Here is a 20686-nt window from a genome sequence, read left to right on the forward strand (position 1 = left end):
TCCATACATCGTTGTATTCTTAAACAAATGTGACCTTGTAGACGACGAAGAGCTTCTTGAGCTAGTTGAAATGGAAGTTCGTGAACTTCTTTCTACTTATGACTTCCCAGGTGATGACACTCCAGTTATCCGTGGTTCTGCTCTTGCTGCACTTAACGGTGAAGCTGGTCAGTTCGGTGAAGATGCAGTTGTTGCTCTTGTTGAAGCGCTTGACTCTTACATCCCAGAGCCAGTACGTGCTGTAGACCAAGCATTCTTGATGCCAATCGAAGACGTATTCTCTATTTCTGGTCGTGGTACAGTAGTAACTGGCCGTGTAGAAACTGGTATCGTTAAAGTAGGCGAAGAAGTTGAAATCGTAGGTATCAAAGACACAGTTAAAACTACAGTAACTGGTGTTGAGATGTTCCGTAAACTTCTAGACGAAGGTCGTGCGGGCGAGAACTGTGGTGTACTTTTACGTGGTACTAAGCGTGAAGACGTACAACGTGGTCAAGTACTTTCTAAACCAGGTTCAATCAAGCCACACACTAAATTTGATGCGGAAGTATACGTACTTTCTAAAGAAGAAGGTGGTCGTCACACTCCATTCCTTAACGGTTACCGTCCACAGTTCTACTTCCGTACAACTGACGTAACTGGCGCGATTCAATTAAAAGAAGGCGTTGAAATGGTTATGCCTGGTGACAACGTAGAAATGTCAGTAGAATTAATCCACCCAATCGCAATGGACCCAGGTCTACGTTTTGCGATCCGTGAAGGTGGTCGTACAGTTGGTGCTGGTGTTGTTGCTAAAGTAACTGCATAATAGAAGTACAAACGAAAACCGAGAGTTTCGATTCTCGGTTTTGCTATAGGTCAGTAGTTCAATTGGTAGAGCGTCGGTCTCCAAAACCGAATGTTGGGGGTTCGAGTCCCTCCTGGCCTGCCAAATTATTTTTGATAAAAAGCTTGATGCTGGCTAAACTGGTCATATAATAAGTCGCGAATTCAACGACGAGTACAAAAATGTCGAATGATAAATCGCGTGACGCATTAAGCGACGCGCCAATTCCTCAAAGAAACAATTCCGCTGAAGTTGTCAAATCTGGCTCACCAGTTGACGTGATTTTATGGATTATTGCATTGGCATTACTTGCTGGTGCACTTATGGTAAATCAACATCTTCCAGCATATTGGGTTCCCGCAAACAATATTTGGGTGCGTGTTGGGGTAATTTTGGCTTGTATCGTTGTGGCTTTAGGTTTATTATACGCCACCCATCAAGGCAAAGGCTTTGTTCGTTTGTTGAAAGACTCACGCATTGAACTGCGTCGAGTGATTTGGCCAACAAAGCAAGAAACAGTAACTGCATCATGGCAAGTGTTACTTGTTGTTGTAATCACCGCTATTGGTTTATGGTGTTTTGATTACATTATTAGTTGGTTGATGAAGTTTATTATCGGGTAAAAGAGCTATGAAACGTTGGTACATTATTCATGCCTATTCAGGTTATGAAAAACAAGTGATGCGTTCGCTTAATGATCGAATCCAGCGTAGCGCTGTTGCCGATAGCTTTGGTGAAGTCCTTGTTCCTACCGAAGAAGTGGTAGAGATGAAGGATGGTAAGAAACGTAAGTCAGAGCGTAAATTCTTTCCAGGCTATGTGTTAGTTGAAATGGAAATGAATGATGATACTTGGCACATTGTTAAAGAATGTCCAAAAGTACTCGGATTTATTGGTGGTACGGCAGAAAAGCCTGCTCCAATTACGCAAAAAGAAGCTGACGCGATTCTTGCACGTGTACGCAATACTGGCGAAGCACCTCGTCCTAAGACAATGTTCGAGCCAGGCGAAGAATTATTGGTTACTGATGGTCCATTCACAGACTTTAAAGGTGTGGTGGAAGAAGTCCAGTACGAAAAGTCACGCTTAACGTTGACGATTAATGTATTCAATCGACCAACTCAAGTTGAATTGGAATTTCGCCAAGTCGAAAAAACAATTTAATCTGAATTGGTTGAAAACGCCCGATTTTATTAATCGGGCATTGTTGTTGTAACGGTATCGTTACTTGTAAATATTGGGGAGCCTTAATCGGCGTTTGTACCCAGAGGTAATTGAAATGGCTAAGAAGATTGACGGCTATATCAAGCTGCAAGTTCCAGCTGGTAAAGCGAATCCATCTCCACCAATCGGTCCTGCACTAGGTCAACGTGGTGTAAACATCATGGCATTCTGTAAAGAATTCAATGCTGCTACACAAAAACTTGAAGCTGGTCTTCCGATTCCTGTAGTGATCACTGTGTACAACGACAAGTCGTTCACATTTATCATGAAAACTCCGCCTGCTGCTATTCTTCTTAAGAAAGCTGCTGGTATCCAAAAGGGTTCAGCTGTACCTAACAAAACTAAAGTTGGTAAGTTGACTCGTGCTCAATTAGAAGAGATCGCGACTACTAAAGAACCAGATTTAACTGGTGCTGACTTAGACGCGCGTGTACGTACCATTGCTGGTTCTGCACGTTCTATGGGCTTGGAAGTGGAGCTTTAAGACATGGCTAAATTAACTAAACGTCAAAAAGCGATTGCAGCTGCTGTAGAAGCGAACAAAGTTTATACTTTGGAAGAAGCTGTAGCAGTACTTTCTAGCCTTCCAGCTGCTAAATTCAAAGAATCTTTGGATGTGGCTGTAAATCTAGGTGTTGATCCTCGTAAGTCTGACCAAGTTGTTCGTGGCGCGACTACACTTCCTGCAGGTACTGGTAAGACTGTACGTGTAGCTGTATTTGCTCAAGGTGCTGCTGCTGAAGCTGCTAAAGCTGAAGGCGCGGACGTAGTTGGTTTTGATGACCTTGCTGAAAGCATTCAAGCGGGTAACCTTGACTTTGACGTAGTGATTGCTGCTCCAGATGCAATGCGCGTTGTAGGTAAGTTAGGTACAATCCTTGGTCCACGTGGCTTAATGCCAAACCCTAAAGTGGGTACTGTAACTCCTGACGTAGCAACTGCAGTTAAAAATGCAAAAGCTGGTCAAGCACGTTACCGTGTAGACAAAGCGGGTATCATCCATGCTGCGATCGGTCAAGTAGGTTTCACTGCTGAAGCTGTTCGTCAAAACGTTGAAGCTCTTGTAGCTGACCTTAAGAAAGCAAAACCTGCAACTTCTAAAGGTGTTTATATCAAAAAGATCACTTTAAGCTCAACTATGGGTCCTGGTCTTACTATTGATGTAACTAACGTTTCTAACTAAGTTTAACTTAGACAGAATTTTAAAGCCCTGAGTAAGATTTGAAGCGCTGCTTCAAATCTTACGCAAGATACCGGTTTTGGATTTCTTGCGAACTTAGGCAAACTTTGAATTGGTAAATGAGAATTTATCAGCGTCAAAGACCTCAGGCGAGGGGAGTTTTATGCTTCGCTCTTAATATTCCAGCCTGCGTAGACGCGGTGGTGTGATTTAGTTCATCCTCCGCGTGTTGACTCAGTGATGAGTCAACGAACTGGGAGTGTACTTCGCGTGAGTACATAAATCACCGTTAGGAGGTTTTACAATGGCTCTTCTTATCGAAGACAAAAAACAGATCGTAGCTGAAGTTAACGCTGTTGCTTCTACTGCTTTCACTGCTGTTGTTGCTGACTACCAAGGTTTAACTGTTGAGCAATTAACTGCTCTTCGTGTTGAAGCTCGTAAACTAGGTGTTACTACACGTATCGTGCGTAATACTTTAGCTAAACGTGCTCTTCAAGATACTCAGTTCGATATCTTGAACGACAACCTTGTTGGCCCAACAATTTTAGCTTTCTCGACTTCTGAAGACGACATGGGCGCAGCTGCTCGTTTGTTTGAAGAATTTGCTAAAACTAATAAAGCATTTGAACTTAAAGCTGCTGCATTCGATGGCAAGGTTTATCAAGGTGCTGAAGTTAGCGTAATCGCGAACCTTCCGAACCAAGAAAAAGCGCTTACTATGCTTGCAAACGTTCTTCAAGCTCCTATTTCGAAATTGGGTCGCCTTATTACTGCGCTCAAAGAGAAAAACGAGTCAGAAGCTGCTTAAGCTTAATAAATCAATTTCCACACCATTCAATATCCATTTGGAGTTATTCTCATGGCTTTAACTAACGAAGAAATCTTAAACGCAGTTGCTGAAAAAACTGTTCTTGAACTTGTTGAACTTATCTCTGCTTTTGAAGAAAAATTCAATGTATCTGCTGCTGCTGTAGCTGTAGCTGCTGCTCCAGGTGCTGGCGCTGCTGCTGCTGAAGAACAAACTGAATTCAACGTAGAGTTGACTTCTTTCGGTGCTAACAAAGTTGCTGTAATTAAAGCAGTTCGTGAAGCTACTGGTCTTGGTCTTAAAGAAGCTAAAGATTTAGTTGAAGGCGCTCCAGCTCTTCTTAAAGAAGGTGTTTCTAAAGAAGAAGCTGAAGAACTTAAGAAGAAACTTGAAGAAGCTGGTGCTCAAGTTACTGTTAAGTAATTTCGCCATGGGGCCAATATTAATTTGACCCCAAAAATTGGCTGATGGCTCTTGGGTCATCAGCCTTTTTGCGTTACAATTATCGGCTCGATTTTTGTTAACTTGATGTAAAAATCATCAATACTAACTATAATTGAATAAAATCAAACGCTTACCAATATTTTTCCATGTTTAAAAATATTGTTAAGCGTTTTAATACCACTGAACATTGCAGCATTTGAACAAAGTGGTGGTCATATCGACCTGCGTAATTCCTTCTAGACCCGTTCTGCAGGCGGGTTTAGTTTACTTTCCGAGGACTCCAGATGGCATACTCATATACCGAAAAGAAACGGATCCGTAAGAATTTTGGTAAATTGCCCCAAGTGATGGATGCTCCGTACCTGCTCGCGATTCAAGTCGACTCGTACAGAACGTTCCTTCAAGATGGCAAAACACCAAAAAACCGCGAAGATATCGGTCTCCAAGCCGCATTTCGTTCAGTTTTTCCAATTGAAAGTTATTCTGGGAATGCTGCTTTAGAATTCGTTGAGTATAGCCTTGGTAAACCAGAGTTTGACGTTCGCGAATGTATTCTTCGTGGCTCAACTTATGCGGCACCAATGCGCGTAAAAATTCGTTTGATCATTAAAGATCGCGAAACGAAATCAATTAAAGATGTACGTGAACAAGAAGTGTACATGGGTGAAATGCCACTTATGACACAGAATGGTACGTTCGTGATCAATGGTACTGAGCGTGTAATCGTATCTCAATTACATCGTTCACCTGGTGTGTTCTTTGATCATGACAAGGGTAAGACGCATTCAAGTGGTAAGGTGCTTTATTCAGCACGTATCATTCCTTACCGTGGTTCATGGTTAGACTTTGAATTTGATGCTAAAGATTTAGTATACGTACGTATTGACCGTCGTCGTAAATTACTTGCGACTGTGATTCTTCGTGCCTTGAATTATACAAACGAACAAATTCTAGACATGTTCTATGAAAAAGTTCCTGTATATCTAGACATGGGCAGCTATCAAATTGACTTGGTTCCAGAGCGTCTGCGTGGCGAAATGGCACAATTTGATATCAAAGACAATGACGGTAAGACAATCGTTGAGCAAGGTAAACGTATTAATGCGCGTCATGTTCGTCAAATGGAAGCTGCAGGCTTAACTAAACTTCCAGTACCTGATGAATATTTGTATGAGCGTATTACTGCTGAAGACATTACATTACACAATGGTGATGTGATTGCTGCAAACACGGTTCTTAGCCATGAAGTGATGGTTAAAATTGCTGAAGGTGGCGTTAAGCAATTTAACCTACTTTATACCAACGACATCGATCGCGGTTCATTCGTAGCTGATTCATTACGTGCTGATACGACTTCTGGTCGTGAAGAAGCGCTTGTAGAAATTTACAAGGTAATGCGTCCAGGTGAGCCACCAACGAAAGAAGCTGCAGAAAACTTATTCAATAACTTGTTCTTCTCTTCTGAACGTTATGATTTATCACCAGTCGGTCGTATGAAGTTCAACCGTCGTTTGGGTCGTCCTTACGAAGTGGGTACAGATCAGAAGTCACGTGAAGTTGAAGGTATTCTTTCAAACGATGACATCATTGACGTATTAAAAACACTGGTTGAAATCCGTAACGGTAAAGGTGAAGTCGATGATATCGACCACCTAGGTAACCGTCGCGTACGTTCTGTTGGCGAAATGACAGAAAACCAATTCCGTGTTGGTCTAGTTCGTGTTGAACGTGCTGTGAAAGAGCGTTTATCACAAGCAGAGACAGATAATTTGTCTCCACAAGACTTGATCAACGCAAAACCAGTAGCGGCTGCAATCAAAGAATTCTTTGGTTCAAGCCAGTTATCTCAGTTCATGGATCAAAACAACCCATTGTCTGAAATTACACACAAACGTCGTGTATCAGCATTAGGTCCAGGTGGTTTAACACGTGAACGTGCGGGCTTTGAAGTACGTGACGTACATCAGACTCACTACGGTCGTGTTTGTCCAATTGAAACGCCTGAAGGTCCAAACATTGGTTTGATCAACTCATTATCTGTATATGCGAAAGCGAATAGCTTTGGTTTCTTAGAAACTCCATATCGTAAAGTTGTTGATGGTCGTGTAACGGATGAAGTTGAATATTTATCTGCAATTGAAGAAGTAGGTACTGTGATTGCACAGGCCGATTCTCAATTGGATAAAGATGGCAACTTAACAGAAGAATTCGTATCTGTTCGTCACCAAGGTGACTTCGTACGTATGCCGCCAGAAAAAGTAACGCACATGGACGTATCTGCTCAGCAGGTTGTTTCTGTGGCTGCGTCACTGATTCCATTCCTTGAACACGATGATGCGAACCGTGCATTGATGGGTTCAAACATGCAACGTCAGGCTGTTCCTACGCTGATTGCTGACAAGCCTCTTGTTGGTACAGGTATGGAAGCGAACGTGGCGCATGATTCAGGCGTGTGTGTGATCGCGAAACGTGGCGGGCGTATTGAATACGTAGATGCATCTCGTGTCGTTATTCGTGTGAATGAAGATGAAATGGTTGCGGGTGAAGCAGGTGTAGATATCTACAACTTGATTAAATACACACGTTCGAACCAAAACACATGTATCAACCAAAAAGTGCTTGTGAACCTAGGCGACAAAGTTGGTCGTGGTGATGTACTTGCTGATGGTCCATCAACTGATGGCGGTGAATTGGCACTTGGTCAAAACATGCGTGTCGCGTTCATGACTTGGAACGGTTATAACTACGAAGACTCGATCTTATTATCTGAGCGTGTTCTTCAAGAAGATCGTTTGACGTCTATTCACATTCAAGAACTCTCTTGTGTCGCGCGTGATACTAAACTTGGTTCAGAAGAAATTACTGCTGATATCCCGAACGTAGGTGAGGCTGCACTTTCTAAGCTTGATGAATCAGGTATTGTCTATATCGGTGCTGAAGTAACTGCTGGCGACATCTTAGTTGGTAAAGTAACACCTAAGGGCGAAACGCAGTTGACTCCTGAAGAAAAATTGCTTCGTGCAATCTTTGGTGAAAAAGCAGCTGATGTGAAAGACTCTTCACTTCGTGTTCCATCTGGTACGAAGGGTACAGTTATCGACGTTCAAGTGTTTACTCGTGATGGTATCGAGAAAGACGAACGTGCTCAAGCGATTGAAAAAGCTCAACTTGATGCATACCGTAAAGATTTGAAAGAAGAATACAAAATCTTCGAAGAAGCTGCACGTGAGCGCGTTGTACGTTTGTTGAATGGTCAAGAGTCTAATGGCGGCGGTACAACAAAACGTGGCGATAAGTTAACTGATGAAGTTCTTTCAAATCTAGAACTTGTTGATCTACTTGATATCCAACCAGTAGATGAAGGCATCGCGGAGCGTTTAACTCAAATTCAAGTATTCTTGAAAGAGAAGAGTCTTGAAATCGATGAGAAATTCGCTGAGAAAAAACGCAAGCTTTCTACAGGTGATGAGTTAACAACTGGCGTATTGAAAGTTGTTAAAGTTTACCTAGCAGTAAAACGTCGTATTCAGCCTGGTGATAAGATGGCGGGTCGTCATGGTAACAAAGGTGTTGTATCAAACATCTTGCCAGTTGAAGACATGCCACATGATGCGAATGGTGTTCCAGTAGATATCGTATTGAACCCACTAGGTGTACCTTCACGTATGAACGTGGGTCAGATTCTTGAAACTCACTTGGGTATGGCTGCGAAAGGTCTTGGTGATAAGATCGATCAAATGTTGAAAGAACAACGTACTGTACTTGAACTTCGTGAATTCTTAGACAAGATTTACAACAAAGTTGGTGGCGAGCAAGAAGATCTTGATAGCTTAACTGATGATGAAATCTTGGCACTTTCAGGCAACCTCCGTAAAGGTGTTCCACTTGCAACACCAGTATTTGACGGTGCGGAAGAAGGTCAAATCAAAGAGTTATTAGAACTATCTGGTCTTTCACGTACTGGTCAGACAGTACTGTATGATGGTCGTACTGGTGAACGTTTTGACCGTCCTGTAACTGTAGGTTACATGTACATGTTGAAATTGAACCACTTGGTTGATGACAAGATGCATGCGCGTTCTACAGGTTCTTACTCGCTTGTAACGCAACAGCCGCTTGGTGGTAAAGCACAATTCGGTGGTCAGCGTTTCGGTGAGATGGAGGTCTGGGCACTCGAAGCATATGGCGCAGCTTATACGCTTCAAGAAATGCTGACTGTGAAGTCGGATGACGTTGAGGGTCGTACCCGTATCTATAAGAACATTGTAGATGGTAACCATTATATGGACCCAGGTATGCCTGAATCGTTCAACGTATTGACCAAAGAGATCCGTTCTTTAGGTATCAACATTGAACTGAAAAATGGTGACTAAATCCCCCTCAATCCCCCTTTGATAAGGGGGAGACTAACCCCTCTTTAAAAAAGAGGGGTTAGGGGAGATTACCAATTCAGTTAAAAAACAATATTTGTGACCCAGTTGTGAAGTGAAAATCTCCACAACACACGGAGAAAAAAATTGAAAGACTTGCTCGATATCATGCGCAAAAAGACGGATTCAGACGGTCATGCTCCTGTAGAGTTTGATCGCATCCGTATTGGTCTTGCGTCACCAGAAATGATTAAGTCATGGTCTCATGGTGAAGTTAAAAAGCCAGAGACAATTAACTATCGTACGTTCAAACCTGAACGTGATGGTTTATTCTGTGCCAAAATTTTTGGTCCAGTAAAAGATTACGAATGCTTGTGTGGTAAATACAAGCGTATGAAATACAAAGGCGTCATTTGTGAAAAATGTGGCGTTGAAGTAACAACTGCGAAAGTTCGTCGTGAGCGTATGGGTCACATTGAGCTTGCTTCACCAGTTGCACACATTTGGTTCTTAAAATCACTGCCTAGCCGTATCGGTCTTCTTTTAGACATGACGCTACGTGATATCGAACGTGTATTGTATTTCGAATCTTACGTTGTAACAGATCCTGGTATGACGCCATTTGAGAAATACCAACTTCTGAATGACGAAGAATACTTCACAGCATTAGAAGAGCACGGTGATGAATTCACTGCGAAAATGGGTGCTGAAGCAGTTCAAGATTTGTTGAAAGACATCGATCTTGAAGCTGAGATTTCTCGTTTACGTGAAGAAATTCCAAATACAACTTCTGAAACGAAGCTTAAGAAAGCATCTAAGCGTTTGAAGTTAATGGAAGCGTTCAAAGAGTCGAATAACAAACCAGAATGGATGGTGTTGACTGTACTTCCAGTACTTCCACCAGATCTTCGTCCGCTTGTACCACTTGAAGGTGGTCGTTTCGCGACATCTGATTTGAACGATCTTTATCGTCGTGTGATTAACCGTAACAACCGTTTAAAGCGTCTTCTTGATCTAGCTGCTCCAGATATCATCGTACGTAACGAAAAACGTATGTTACAAGAGTCTGTAGATGCATTGTTAGATAACGGTCGTCGTGGTCGTGCAATTACTGGTTCGAACAAACGTCCTCTTAAATCTTTGGCAGACATGATCAAAGGTAAACAAGGTCGTTTCCGTCAGAACTTACTTGGTAAGCGTGTTGACTATTCTGGTCGTTCGGTAATTACTGTAGGTCCTACTTTACGTCTTCACCAATGTGGTCTTCCTAAGAAAATGGCACTTGAGTTATTCAAGCCGTTTATTTTCGCGAAATTACAAGCGTCTGGCCAAGCAACTACCATTAAAGCTGCGAAGAAAATGGTTGAGCGTGAGACTCCAGAAGTTTGGGACGTTCTTGCATCTGTGATTCGTCAACATCCAGTGATGTTGAACCGTGCGCCAACACTTCACCGTTTAGGTCTTCAAGCATTTGAGCCTGTACTGATTGAAGGTAAAGCAATCCGTCTACACCCACTCGTATGTGCTGCGTTCAACGCCGACTTCGATGGTGACCAAATGGCGGTACACGTTCCATTAACACTTGAAGCTCAATTAGAAGCTCGTGCGTTAATGATGTCAACGAACAACATCTTGTCTCCAGCAAACGGTGAACCAATCATCGTTCCATCGCAAGACGTTGTCTTAGGCTTGTATTACATCACGCGTGATGCAATCAATGCCAAAGGTGAAGGCATGGTGTTCGCGGATACTCACGAAGTAAACCGTGCGCTTGCAACAGGTCAAGTTGATTTACATGCTCGCGTTAAAGCTCGTGTACATCAAACTGTGATCAATGAAAATGGTGAGCGTGAGCAACAAACGATTATCGTTGATACAACGCCAGGCCGTTGTTTACTTTGGGAAGTTGTGCCAGAAGGTTTAAGCTTCGAGCAAATCAACGTTGAGATGACCAAAAAGAACATCTCTAAATTGATCAACTCTTGCTACCGTAAGCTTGGTTTGAAAGATACTGTTATTTTTGCTGACCAATTGATGTACCTCGGTTTCCGTCAAGCAACACGTTCAGGCGTGTCTGTTGGTATGGAAGACATGGTGATTCCACCTGCGAAGTATTCAATCATCGAGAAAGCTGAAGTTGAAGTTCGTGAAATTGAGCAACAGTTCGAACAAGGTTTCGTAACTGCCGGTGAACGTTATAACAAAGTTGTCGATATTTGGGCACGTACAAATGACCAAGTAGCGAAAGCGATGATGGATAACTTGTCTTACACGACTGTTAAGAACAAACAGGGCGAAGATGAGAAACAAAAATCATTCAACTCCATCTACATGATGTCTGACTCTGGTGCCCGTGGTAGTGCAGCACAGATTCGTCAGCTTGCAGGTATGCGTGGTTTGATGGCAAAACCGGATGGCTCGATTATTGAGACACCAATTAAAGCGAACTTCCGTGAAGGTTTGACAGTACTTCAGTACTTCATTTCAACACACGGTGCGCGTAAAGGTTTGGCCGATACAGCATTGAAGACAGCGAACTCGGGTTACTTGACACGTCGTCTTGTAGACGTAGCGCAAGACTTAGTGATTACTGAGCCAGATTGCGGTACTTTTGACGGTCTCGTAATGACGCCATTCATTCAAGGTGGTGATGTTATCGAGAACTTAGGTACTCGTGTGCTTGGTCGTGTATTAGCTGAAGATGCGAAGCGACCAGGTTCTGATGAAGTAGTACTGCCACGTAATACACTCATCGATGAGAAACTTGCAAACTACCTAGAAGAGCAAGGTGTCGATGAAGTTAAAGTGCGTTCAGTAGTAAACTGTGCATCTACTTTTGGTGTATGTGCGAAATGTTATGGTCGTGACCTTGCACGTGGTCACTTGGTGAATCCAGGTGAATCAGTGGGTGTAATGGCTGCTCAATCCATTGGTGAGCCAGGTACACAGTTAACGATGCGTACATTCCACGTGGGTGGTGCTGCGAGCCGAACTTCTGCTGCGAACAGTGTTCAAGTACGTAATGCAGGCTTTGTCCGTTTCCATAATGTGAAGACAGTTCAACACGCTAAAGGTCACTTTGTGTCTGTTTCTCGTTCTGGTGAGATTGGTATCACTGATGACATCGGTCGTGAGCGTGAGCGTTATAAACTTCCTTACGGTGCCTCAATCTTGATTAAAGATGGTGGTGCGGTAGAAGCTGGCGGTATTGTAGCGACTTGGGATCCGCATACGCATCCATTGGTAACAGAAGTTGCTGGTAAAGCACGTTTCAGCCAAATCGCTGATGGTGTAACTGCAACCTCGAAAACAGATGATGCAACTGGTATGACGACAGTTGAAATTTTACCTGTAACGTCTCGTCCAGCTTCTGGTAAAGACTTACGTCCAGCGATTGTATTAGATACAGTTGATGGTGGTGAACAGTTCTACTTCTTACCACAAAATACAATTGTGACTGTCCGAGATGGCGAAACAATTGGTGTGGGTGATGTAATTGGTCGTGTACCTCAAGAAACTTCACGTACTCGTGATATTACCGGTGGTCTTCCACGTGTAGCTGACTTGTTTGAAGCACGTAAGCCGAAAGAACATGCGATCCTTGCAGAAGTTTCAGGTGTTGTAAGCTTTGGTAAAGAAACTAAAGGTAAGAATCGTTTGGTGATCACACCGGATGATGGCTCAGAGATTTACGAAGAGTTAATTCCTAAGTGGCGTACGATTAACGTGTTTGAAGGTGAGCATGTTAACCGTGGTGAAACGATTTCTGATGGTCCGCAAAATCCACATGACATCTTACGTTTGAAAGGTGAAGTGGCATTAACCAACTACATCGTGAACGAAGTTCAAGACGTATATCGTCTCCAAGGTGTAAAAATCAACGATAAGCACATTGAAGTCATCGTACGTCAAATGTTGCGTAAAGTTGAGATCATCGATGGTGGTGATACAAGCTTCATCAAAGGCGAGCAAGTGGATTACATCCGTGTTGTCCAAGAAAACCAAGCAGTACTTGCTCAGAACAAGTTCCCTGCGAAGTTTGAACGTCAATTGATGGGTATCACGAAAGCTTCACTTTCTACTGACTCGTTCATTTCTGCTGCATCGTTCCAGGAAACAACACGTGTGTTAACTGAAGCTGCTGTAACAGGTAAAGAAGATGATTTACGCGGTCTAAAAGAAAACGTGGTTGTTGGTCGCTTGATCCCAGCGGGTACAGGTTTGGCTTACCACTTAGAGCGTCGTCGTCAAGAAGCAGAAGCTGCTGAACACGAATTGGTTAATGACTTCTCTGAAGTTGACCAAGCGTTCTCACAAGCATTAAATGAAGATCAGTTTTAATCTAAACTGAATTAAGAAGGCACCTACGGGTGCCTTTTTTTATTGAGTTTGATAATGTGAATTTGAGGCTAAATATCTATTTTGAAAAAAACTCTTTACAAATAGCATCATTTTCGCGTTGTCTTGTAACAGAAATTGAAAATTTTATTCTCTAGATCGCGATATGCTTATATAAATAGACAAAGAGGGACATCAAGATGAAAAAGTTAACAGCTGTCATGGCGATGGCAACCGTATCTACAATGCTACTTGCAGGTTGTGAAAGCATGACGCCGAATCAACAGCGTATTGGTGCAGCTGCTGCAGGCGGTGCACTTGGTGGTGGTGTTGGTAATAATGTTGGTGGTGGTGTTGGTGCAACGCTTGGTGGTGGTGCAGGTGCCGCTGTAGGTAGTAAAGCTCAAGGGGGCTCAGATCGTAATGCCACTTATAGTGGTGTAGGCGGTGCAATCGGGTCTGCAGTCGGTAAAAGTATTTTTGGTGGTAACTCTGGCGCTGCAATTGGTGGTGCAATTGGCGGCGGTGCAGGAGCAGCGATAGAGCAAAAGCGATAGAACAAAATAATCGTTAATTTGCTAAAGTGATAAAAAAAGCGCTCATAGAGCGCTTTTTTTATTAACGGAAACGTGTGGCTTTTGCCTTCTTGCGACGGATATACACAGTTTTGTGAACTTCTGCGATCCGTAAGCCTGATTCATCCATAATATTCACAGTATAGTTACGGTAAACAAGAGCATGATTGCTAGCGAGCTCTTTGATGAGTTGTATTTCACTGGAATCAATGCGGATATCTGCATAAACAGTGCTACGACCAGGAGTTAAAAAATCGATGCTTGCAGCCTTATCCCAAACAATATATTTATCACCTAAGTGATACATGAGTAATGTCATATAGAATGGGTCAACCATAGAATAAAGGCTACCGCCAAAGTGGACACCCACAATATTTTTATTTTTTCGTGTAAGTGGCATTTTTACACGAATATGATGATTTTTTAAGTCGATTTTATCGATAGTAATGCCTGCGCCTTGAAAGGGTGCAAAGCTATTAAACATATACTTGGATATTAACGGAATTGTCGTTAGCTTTTTCAAAATACTCATTTAGGTCAATTATTTTTATTTCATTAGTTAGCATACTAAAGTACAAAAAATATTCTGGCATTGATCGAAAATCATCGTAGACCAAGAAAACGGTCAATCAATAACAAAAAAGGTTGAGCATATTATGCAATTTGAATCGCATTGGATTAACACGACAGATCAACAAAAACTCTATGCTAAAACATGGGGAGATCGGAATAAGCCGGCATTGGTGCTTGTGCATGGTTATCCAGACAATCAAGAAGTATGGGAACCAATCATTTCGAATTTAATCGAAGATTATTTTGTTGTAACTTATGATGTGCGTGGCGCTGGTCAATCGAGCGTACCGAAAAAGATTCGCGCTTATGCATTAGCTCAACTGTCTTTGGATTTGGAGAGTGTGGTAAATCATCTGTTGCCAAATCGAAACTTTCATGTGGCAGCACACGATTGGGGCTCAATTCAAACATGGGAATCCGTAACAGAATCTAAATTTAAAGGTCGTATTCTTTCATATACCACTATATCTGGACCATGCTTGGACCATGCTGCTTATTGGATGCGTGAACAATTCAAACATCAAAAACCAAAGTTCTTTAAGCAATTGATTAAGTCTTGGTACATCGTACTATTTCAGCTACCCGTAGTTGCACCGACGATGTGGAATTTTCTCAATCCAGATCGCTGGGGCAAAATATTTGAAATTCTTGAAGATACAAAAGGCTTACCTGTAAACCAAAATATCTCTAAGGATGGTGAGTATGGTGTGGCACTGTATCGGGCAAACTTTATTCCACGTCTAATGATGCCTCGTCAACGTCATGCGATTTGCCCCGTTCAAGCGGTAGTCTTAAAACGCGATAAATATGTAAGTCCAGAGTTGATTGACGAAATTCCAAAATGGGCGACAGGTTTTGAACGTGTTGAGCTAGATGCGAATCATTGGGCTGTTTTAAGTCGTGCCCAAGAGATCGCATCGTATATTAAACAATTTGCAAAAAAAAATGCGTAAGGCGAATAGAATCTGACGAGTGAAGGTATCAACCCCTGATGAGCAGATTTATTACAAACAAATTCTGATAAAATAGTTTTTTTGTCTGATTCCTATTTCTTATGTTTGCAATTCTTGCTGCCATTGGGGTCATGTTTGGCCTCTCTTTGGCTCGTGTGCCTGTGGTATTTGCACTGATCATTGGTGCTGTAACAGGAGGCCTATTGGCTGGTCTTGGTTTACAAGGCACTATGGAAGCGTTTAATGGTGGTTTGGGCAAGGGTGCCCAGATTGCTTTAGCTTATGGTGTACTTGGTGCATTTGCCTTAACTTTGGCTCGTTCAGGTTTGCCAGATCTTCTAGCATATAAAATGATTAATTCACTTAAAGGTGAGGCTAATCTTAAAATACAAAATCGTGTCAAATATGCCATCTTTGCAACGGTTGCAATAGCGGCTGTTTGTTCTCAAAACGTAATTCCCGTGCATATTGCTTTTATTCCTGTATTGATTCCACCATTATTGATGGTATTCAACCATTTAAAGCTTGATCGACGATTGGTTGCATGTCTACTCACATTTGGTTTATGTGCAACTTATATGTTGATCCCAGTCGGTTTTGGTGCAATTTTCCTAAATGATATTTTAGGTCAAAACATCAATACTTTTGGTGAACCACTTGGCTTCCAAATTGATTATGATCAAATCCCTTCTGCGATGGCGATTCCTGTGTTTGGGATGTTCGTAGGTTTATTAATCGCAGTGTTTTATAGCTATCGTAAACCACGAGAATATCGTGACATTCATGTCGAAGAACAACCACAAAGCATTTCGGGTGAAATGGGTGTTCAAGAAGGTTCTGCGAGACCGGAGGTTTCTAAATTTACGATTTATATGGCGGGGGGTGCTGTTTTAGCAACGCTTGCAGTGCAATTGTATTCTGATTCGATGATTTTAGCTGGTTTAGTCGGCGTGGCGATCCTAAGCTGTGCAGGTATTTTCAAGTGGAAAGAAGCTGACGATGTCATCATTACTGGTATGCGTATGATGGCACTCGTGGGTTTTATTATGATCGCAGCACAAGGTTTTGCAGCCGTGATCGGCGCTACTGGTCAGGTTCCAACGCTAGTTGAGGCTTCAGTCGCATGGATTGGTGATAGTCAAGGTTGGGCAGCATTCTGGATGTTACTCATCGGATTATTAATTACACTAGGTATAGGATCATCATTCTCCACAGTGCCAATTCTTGCAATCATTTATGTCCCATTATGTATTCAGTTTGGTTTTAGTCCAGCAGCAACAATTGCGCTCATAGGTACTGCTGCAGCTCTAGGTGATGCAGGCTCTCCAGCTTCAGACTCGACTTTAGGACCAACATCAGGCTTGAATATGGATGGTCAACATGATCATATGAAAGACAGTGTGATTCCGACATTTATTCATTTCAATATTCCATTGATGATTTTTGGTTGGATCGCGGCAATGGTCCTATAACTACATTTAAAAAATGATTGAATAAAAGGCGATTAATATAATCGCCTTTTTTATTTTAAATCAGATTAAAGTAGTAGGATTAAATAAAAAATTCCGAGTAAAATAATATGATTAATAGGTTATTTAAAATAATTGATGGTTTCATAATTGACTAAATTGGTTTGATTTAAAATAAATTATTGTTAAAATCAGTTATTTATAAATAAAATGTATTTTATTTAATTTTTGAGAGTTGCATATTAATTTTTGGCGTGTTTATTATATTTAAATAGTGGTTTATTTAGATATTTCTTTCAGAGGTTATAATAATGTTAAATAAAATTTCACTGATTGTTTTAGTTGGGATGTCAGCAAATGCACTGGCAGGAGAATGGCAACTTAAGGTAGGTGCATCTGCAATTTCTCCAACGCAAGATACCACTGTGGCTGCTCTAGGAGGAGCTAAAGTGGAAGCCGATGATGAATTTGCTTTTACCCCTTCGGTGGAATATTTCTTTAATGATCAAATTTCTGCTGAATTATTATTAGCGACTCCAGTTCGCCATGATGTTTTGATTAATGGCGCTGATGCAGTGACGATTAAACATTTACCACCAACACTGACTGCGAAATATCATTTTAAAAATACCTCGGGATTTACACCTTATGTTGGTCTTGGTGCAACAGCATTTATTGCTTGGGATGAGCAAGGCGTTCAAAGTGTAAAAGAAGATTTTGGTTATGCAGCGCAGTTAGGTTTCAATTTCCAACCAGCTGATGCAAAAAACTGGGGTGTATTCGCTGACGTACGTTATGCAGATTTGAACCCTGAAGTGAATGTAGATGGAACAACAAAGTTCAAGCTAGATATAGATCCAGTCATCTATAGCATTGGTTACAGCTACAAATTCTAAAAATAAAGTTGCGCCTAGCCCTATTAATCAATAGGGCTTTTTTTATGTGTTGTACTATAACAGGTAGAAAATACCATATAAAAAAACAATTTTTTTCAATAATCTAGAAAGCTCATAACAGAGTAGTATGCATGAAGAACCAATTCATAAAACTCATCATTGTGCTGGCTGCATGTGGAAGTGTTCCAGTATTTGCAGCGAGTTTTGATTGCAAAAAAGCGCAGTCCGAAACTGAGAAAGCTGTTTGTGAACATCGTATCCTGAATGATGCAGATGTTAAAATGGCTGCCACTTATCAAATTCTTCGTCGTTTAGTACCGATGGGAATGCGATCAATCATTCAGAATGAACAAGTCAAATGGCTGGAATTACGTGATCAATGCCAAGCAAATTTGCAATGCTTAAATCATGTCTATCAAATGCGTCAGCAAAAACTAGAAATACATCTTGATCGAATTTACAAACAAGGTCCTTTTTAAAAAAAATTAATTTTGACCATTGAAAAAATTAGAAGCTACACCATTCATTAAGCATTCAAAAAAATTGTTTTGATGTGTTTAAGGAGTAGTTTATGAGCGAGCAGAATACACAAAAACATAGTTTCCAAGCGGAAGTTGCTCAGCTTTTATATTTAGTGACGCATTCACTTTATTCAAATCCAGAAATTTTCCTTCGTGAGCTAATTTCAAACGCTTCAGACGCATGTGATAAATTACGTTTTGAAGGGATTAATCATCCTGAATACTATGAAAATGATCCAGATTTACGTGTACGCGTACAATTGGATAAAGATAATAAAACCATCACCATTTCAGACAACGGTATTGGTTTAAGCCAACAAGAAGCTATTGATAATTTGGGTACGATTGCTAAATCTGGTACTAAAGACTTTATGTCTAAATTAACCGGTGATCAAAAGTCAGATGCACAGTTAATTGGTCAGTTTGGTGTCGGTTTTTATTCTGGCTTTATTGTCGCTGATAAAATCACAGTTGAATCACGTCGTGCAGGGGCTGAAGCTTCAGAAGGTGTACGTTGGATCAGTGGTGGTACAGGCGAGTTCGAAGTTGAGCAAATTACAAAAGAAGGTCGCGGTACAGATATTATTCTACACTTGCGTGAAGACGCATTAGATTATTTGCAAAGTTATAAAGTAAAGCAAATTATCAATAAATATTCAGACCATATTAGTTTACCAATTCAAGTGGAAAAAGAGGTATGGCAACAAGAAGAAGCAGCTGAGGGCGAAGAAGCGAAACCAGGCCAGTATGTCAAAACGGGTGAATGGGAGGCGATCAATTCTGCCAGCGCATTGTGGACACGTAGTAAGAATGACATTACTGAAGAACAGTATATTGAGTTTTATAAAAACTTAAGTCACGACTTTGAAGCACCGATTACTTGGGCGCATAACCGCGTAGAAGGGAGCACTGAATATACGCAATTACTGTATATCCCAAGTAAAGCACCGCACAACATTTTCTCACGTGAAGCGAAAGCAGGTATCAAGCTCTATGTGAAACGTGTCTTCATCATGGATGATGCAGATAATCTCATCCCGAACTATTTACGTTTCGTACAAGGTGTTGTGGATAGCGCAGACTTACCGTTGAATGTGAGTCGTGAATTACTTCAAGAAAGTCGAGATGTTAAAACCATCCGTGAAGGCAACACACGTCGAATCTTAACAACTTTAGATACTTTAGCTAAATCTGAAGATGAAGCAGATCAAGAGAAATTTAAGAAGTTTTATGCTGAGTTTGGGTCTGTCTTAAAAGAAGGTTTGGGTGAAGATTTCACCAATCGTGACCGAATTTTGAAGCTTCTACGCTTTGCAACTTCAAACAATGATGAGGTCACTACTTCATTGGCTGACTACAAAGCAGCAATGAAGGAAGGTCAAAAGGCGATTTATTATGTAACGGCGGAAAGCTTAGCCGCTGCTAAAAACTCGCCACAACTTGAGTTATTCAAGAAAAAAGGCATCGATGTTCTGCTAATGACTGAACGTGTAGATGAATGGGCAATGGAATTTGTTCATGAGTTTGACGGGACACCAATGCAGAATGTCGCAAAAGGTGCTGTAGACTTAGGTGATTTACAGGATGCTGAAGAGAAAAAAGCATTAGAAGCGGCGGCTGAGCAGTTTAAACCTGTGGTTGAAAAGCTGTCTGAGGCATTAAAAGACAAAACCAAAGAAGTGCGCGTAACCACTCGTTTGGTTGATTCTCCAGCGTGTCTGGTGACGGGTGAAGGCGAGTTGTCTCCACAGTTGATTCGCATGTTAAAACAGGCAGGTCAAGCAGTCCCAGAAAGCAAGCCAATTTTAGAGATTAACCCTGAGCATCCATTGGTGAAAAAGTTGGATGGTTCAGCACAATTTGATGATCTTGCAAATGTGATTTTTGATCAAGCTATGATTGCGGAAGGTGGTTTACCAGAAGATCCAGCTGCATATTTAAAACGCATTAACAGCTTATTATTGAAATAAGCGCATATTTTAAATTGTGATCTAAGCCTATCTTCGGATAGGCTTTTTTTATGCAGCGCCGTCGTAGGATGTAAAAGGAACTATTTAAGCTTTGAGTTAAACTAGATAAATTTTTTCGATGTTAATGATAAAAAAACACGTCCAAGTTTTGATTTGTAAAACATATTAAACAATAATAATTAATCTATAATAGCGATCATTAAATATTGGGAATATTCTATGAAAACTTCAATGATGCTCGCATTTAGCATGTTTTGTTTGAGCTTAACCAATGTCACTTATGCAGAACAAGATGTGAAGAAAATTGTTCGAAATGATCGTGTAACCGTAGTGAAGCACCAGATTCCACAATTTGATATTAATCCTTTTGTGGATAGTAAACGTATCACACGCACAGATCGCGTCGGTTATGTTTTACCTAAAACTGAAGCTGAAGCATCTCCTAAAAAAACACGTATTACACGTAATGATCGTATCGTGATTCAAAAGCCTGTCATTTGAGAATCTAAGATCCAAAAAAAGCCCATCAATGATGG

General features: G+C 41.2%; 17 protein-coding genes and 1 tRNA gene. 17 read left to right on the top strand and 1 reads right to left on the bottom strand.

Going from position 1 to position 20686, the window contains the following annotated elements:
- The 11 genes from AC1M9K_RS03935 to AC1M9K_RS03985 form a co-directional block, all read left to right on the top strand.
- Nucleotides 1-808, top strand: an 808-nt coding sequence (locus AC1M9K_RS03935) for an elongation factor Tu (protein WP_481588571.1), incomplete at its 5' end; no start/stop codon positions are given.
- A gap of 47 nt (nucleotides 809-855) precedes the next feature.
- Nucleotides 856-931, top strand: a tRNA-Trp gene (locus AC1M9K_RS03940).
- A 77-nt stretch (nucleotides 932-1008) separates the two neighbouring features.
- Nucleotides 1009-1449, top strand: a complete 441-nt coding sequence (gene secE / locus AC1M9K_RS03945; protein WP_035265936.1) for a preprotein translocase subunit SecE — start codon at nucleotides 1009-1011, stop codon at nucleotides 1447-1449.
- A 7-nt stretch (nucleotides 1450-1456) separates the two neighbouring features.
- Complete coding sequence (nusG, locus tag AC1M9K_RS03950; protein ID WP_035265938.1) at nucleotides 1457-1990, top strand: transcription termination/antitermination protein NusG; 534 nt, start codon at nucleotides 1457-1459, stop codon at nucleotides 1988-1990.
- 115 nt (nucleotides 1991-2105) lie between these two features.
- Complete coding sequence (rplK, locus tag AC1M9K_RS03955) at nucleotides 2106-2534, top strand: 50S ribosomal protein L11 (RefSeq protein ID WP_004813566.1); 429 nt, start codon at nucleotides 2106-2108, stop codon at nucleotides 2532-2534.
- 3 nt (nucleotides 2535-2537) lie between these two features.
- Entirely contained in the window at nucleotides 2538-3233 is a 696-nt protein-coding gene (rplA, locus tag AC1M9K_RS03960) for a 50S ribosomal protein L1 (protein WP_035265940.1), read from the top strand.
- Nucleotides 3234-3534: 301 nt separating this feature from the next.
- Nucleotides 3535-4041: a 50S ribosomal protein L10 gene (gene rplJ, locus AC1M9K_RS03965; protein WP_035265941.1), complete on the top strand. Its 507-nt coding sequence runs from the start codon at nucleotides 3535-3537 to the stop codon at nucleotides 4039-4041.
- A gap of 51 nt (nucleotides 4042-4092) precedes the next feature.
- On the top strand, nucleotides 4093-4464 hold the full coding sequence (rplL, locus tag AC1M9K_RS03970; RefSeq protein ID WP_035265942.1) for a 50S ribosomal protein L7/L12: 372 nt from the start codon (nucleotides 4093-4095) through the stop codon (nucleotides 4462-4464).
- Between the two features lie 305 nt (nucleotides 4465-4769).
- A complete protein-coding gene (rpoB, locus tag AC1M9K_RS03975) occupies nucleotides 4770-8858 on the top strand; it encodes a DNA-directed RNA polymerase subunit beta (RefSeq protein ID WP_481588572.1) in 4089 nt (1362 codons plus the stop codon).
- Between the two features lie 144 nt (nucleotides 8859-9002).
- Nucleotides 9003-13196, top strand: coding sequence for a DNA-directed RNA polymerase subunit beta' (gene rpoC, locus AC1M9K_RS03980; protein WP_481588573.1), 4194 nt, complete (start codon nucleotides 9003-9005; stop codon nucleotides 13194-13196).
- Nucleotides 13197-13393: 197 nt separating this feature from the next.
- On the top strand, nucleotides 13394-13750 hold the full coding sequence (locus AC1M9K_RS03985; RefSeq protein WP_035265949.1) for a hypothetical protein: 357 nt from the start codon (nucleotides 13394-13396) through the stop codon (nucleotides 13748-13750).
- A gap of 61 nt (nucleotides 13751-13811) precedes the next feature.
- Here the strand turns inward: AC1M9K_RS03985 and AC1M9K_RS03990 are convergent, their stop codons facing one another.
- Nucleotides 13812-14300, bottom strand: coding sequence for a DUF4442 domain-containing protein (locus AC1M9K_RS03990; protein ID WP_481588574.1), 489 nt, complete (start codon nucleotides 14298-14300; stop codon nucleotides 13812-13814).
- Nucleotides 14301-14424: 124 nt separating this feature from the next.
- Between AC1M9K_RS03990 and AC1M9K_RS03995 the strand changes: the two genes are divergently transcribed.
- From AC1M9K_RS03995 to AC1M9K_RS04020, 6 genes are all read left to right on the top strand, one after another.
- The gene (locus AC1M9K_RS03995; protein ID WP_481588575.1) at nucleotides 14425-15294 is read left to right on the top strand and encodes an alpha/beta fold hydrolase; all 870 of its coding nucleotides are present in this window, start codon (nucleotides 14425-14427) and stop codon (nucleotides 15292-15294) included.
- Between the two features lie 101 nt (nucleotides 15295-15395).
- Entirely contained in the window at nucleotides 15396-16766 is a 1371-nt protein-coding gene (locus AC1M9K_RS04000) for a Na+/H+ antiporter family protein (RefSeq protein WP_092766629.1), read from the top strand.
- 308 nt (nucleotides 16767-17074) lie between these two features.
- A complete protein-coding gene (locus tag AC1M9K_RS04005; protein ID WP_481588576.1) occupies nucleotides 17075-17659 on the top strand; it encodes an OmpW/AlkL family protein in 585 nt (194 codons plus the stop codon).
- Nucleotides 17660-17790: 131 nt separating this feature from the next.
- Nucleotides 17791-18138, top strand: a complete 348-nt coding sequence (locus AC1M9K_RS04010) for a lysozyme inhibitor LprI family protein (protein ID WP_035265964.1) — start codon at nucleotides 17791-17793, stop codon at nucleotides 18136-18138.
- A 92-nt stretch (nucleotides 18139-18230) separates the two neighbouring features.
- Complete coding sequence (htpG, locus tag AC1M9K_RS04015; protein ID WP_481588577.1) at nucleotides 18231-20150, top strand: molecular chaperone HtpG; 1920 nt, start codon at nucleotides 18231-18233, stop codon at nucleotides 20148-20150.
- A gap of 219 nt (nucleotides 20151-20369) precedes the next feature.
- The gene (locus tag AC1M9K_RS04020) at nucleotides 20370-20651 is read left to right on the top strand and encodes a hypothetical protein (protein WP_481588578.1); all 282 of its coding nucleotides are present in this window, start codon (nucleotides 20370-20372) and stop codon (nucleotides 20649-20651) included.
- Nucleotides 20652-20686 lie beyond the last annotated feature (35 nt).

It is taken from the genome of Acinetobacter sp. 24-47-67 (genome assembly GCF_056779735.1).

Bases quoted from the DNA above. Each gene is read 5' to 3' on its own strand.
- secE (WP_035265936.1), top strand. From the start codon at position 1,009: ATGTCGAATGATAAATCGCGTGACGCATTAAGCGACGCGCCAATTCCT.
- nusG (WP_035265938.1), top strand. From the start codon at position 1,457: ATGAAACGTTGGTACATTATTCATGCCTATTCAGGTTATGAAAAACAA.
- rplK (WP_004813566.1), top strand. From the start codon at position 2,106: ATGGCTAAGAAGATTGACGGCTATATCAAGCTGCAAGTTCCAGCTGGT.
- rplA (WP_035265940.1), top strand. From the start codon at position 2,538: ATGGCTAAATTAACTAAACGTCAAAAAGCGATTGCAGCTGCTGTAGAA.
- rplJ (WP_035265941.1), top strand. From the start codon at position 3,535: ATGGCTCTTCTTATCGAAGACAAAAAACAGATCGTAGCTGAAGTTAAC.
- rplL (WP_035265942.1), top strand. From the start codon at position 4,093: ATGGCTTTAACTAACGAAGAAATCTTAAACGCAGTTGCTGAAAAAACT.
- rpoB (WP_481588572.1), top strand. From the start codon at position 4,770: ATGGCATACTCATATACCGAAAAGAAACGGATCCGTAAGAATTTTGGT.
- AC1M9K_RS03985 (WP_035265949.1), top strand. From the start codon at position 13,394: ATGAAAAAGTTAACAGCTGTCATGGCGATGGCAACCGTATCTACAATG.
- AC1M9K_RS03990 (WP_481588574.1), bottom strand. From the start codon at position 14,300: ATGAGTATTTTGAAAAAGCTAACGACAATTCCGTTAATATCCAAGTAT.
- AC1M9K_RS03995 (WP_481588575.1), top strand. From the start codon at position 14,425: ATGCAATTTGAATCGCATTGGATTAACACGACAGATCAACAAAAACTC.
- AC1M9K_RS04000 (WP_092766629.1), top strand. From the start codon at position 15,396: ATGTTTGCAATTCTTGCTGCCATTGGGGTCATGTTTGGCCTCTCTTTG.
- AC1M9K_RS04005 (WP_481588576.1), top strand. From the start codon at position 17,075: ATGTTAAATAAAATTTCACTGATTGTTTTAGTTGGGATGTCAGCAAAT.
- AC1M9K_RS04010 (WP_035265964.1), top strand. From the start codon at position 17,791: ATGAAGAACCAATTCATAAAACTCATCATTGTGCTGGCTGCATGTGGA.
- htpG (WP_481588577.1), top strand. From the start codon at position 18,231: ATGAGCGAGCAGAATACACAAAAACATAGTTTCCAAGCGGAAGTTGCT.
- AC1M9K_RS04020 (WP_481588578.1), top strand. From the start codon at position 20,370: ATGAAAACTTCAATGATGCTCGCATTTAGCATGTTTTGTTTGAGCTTA.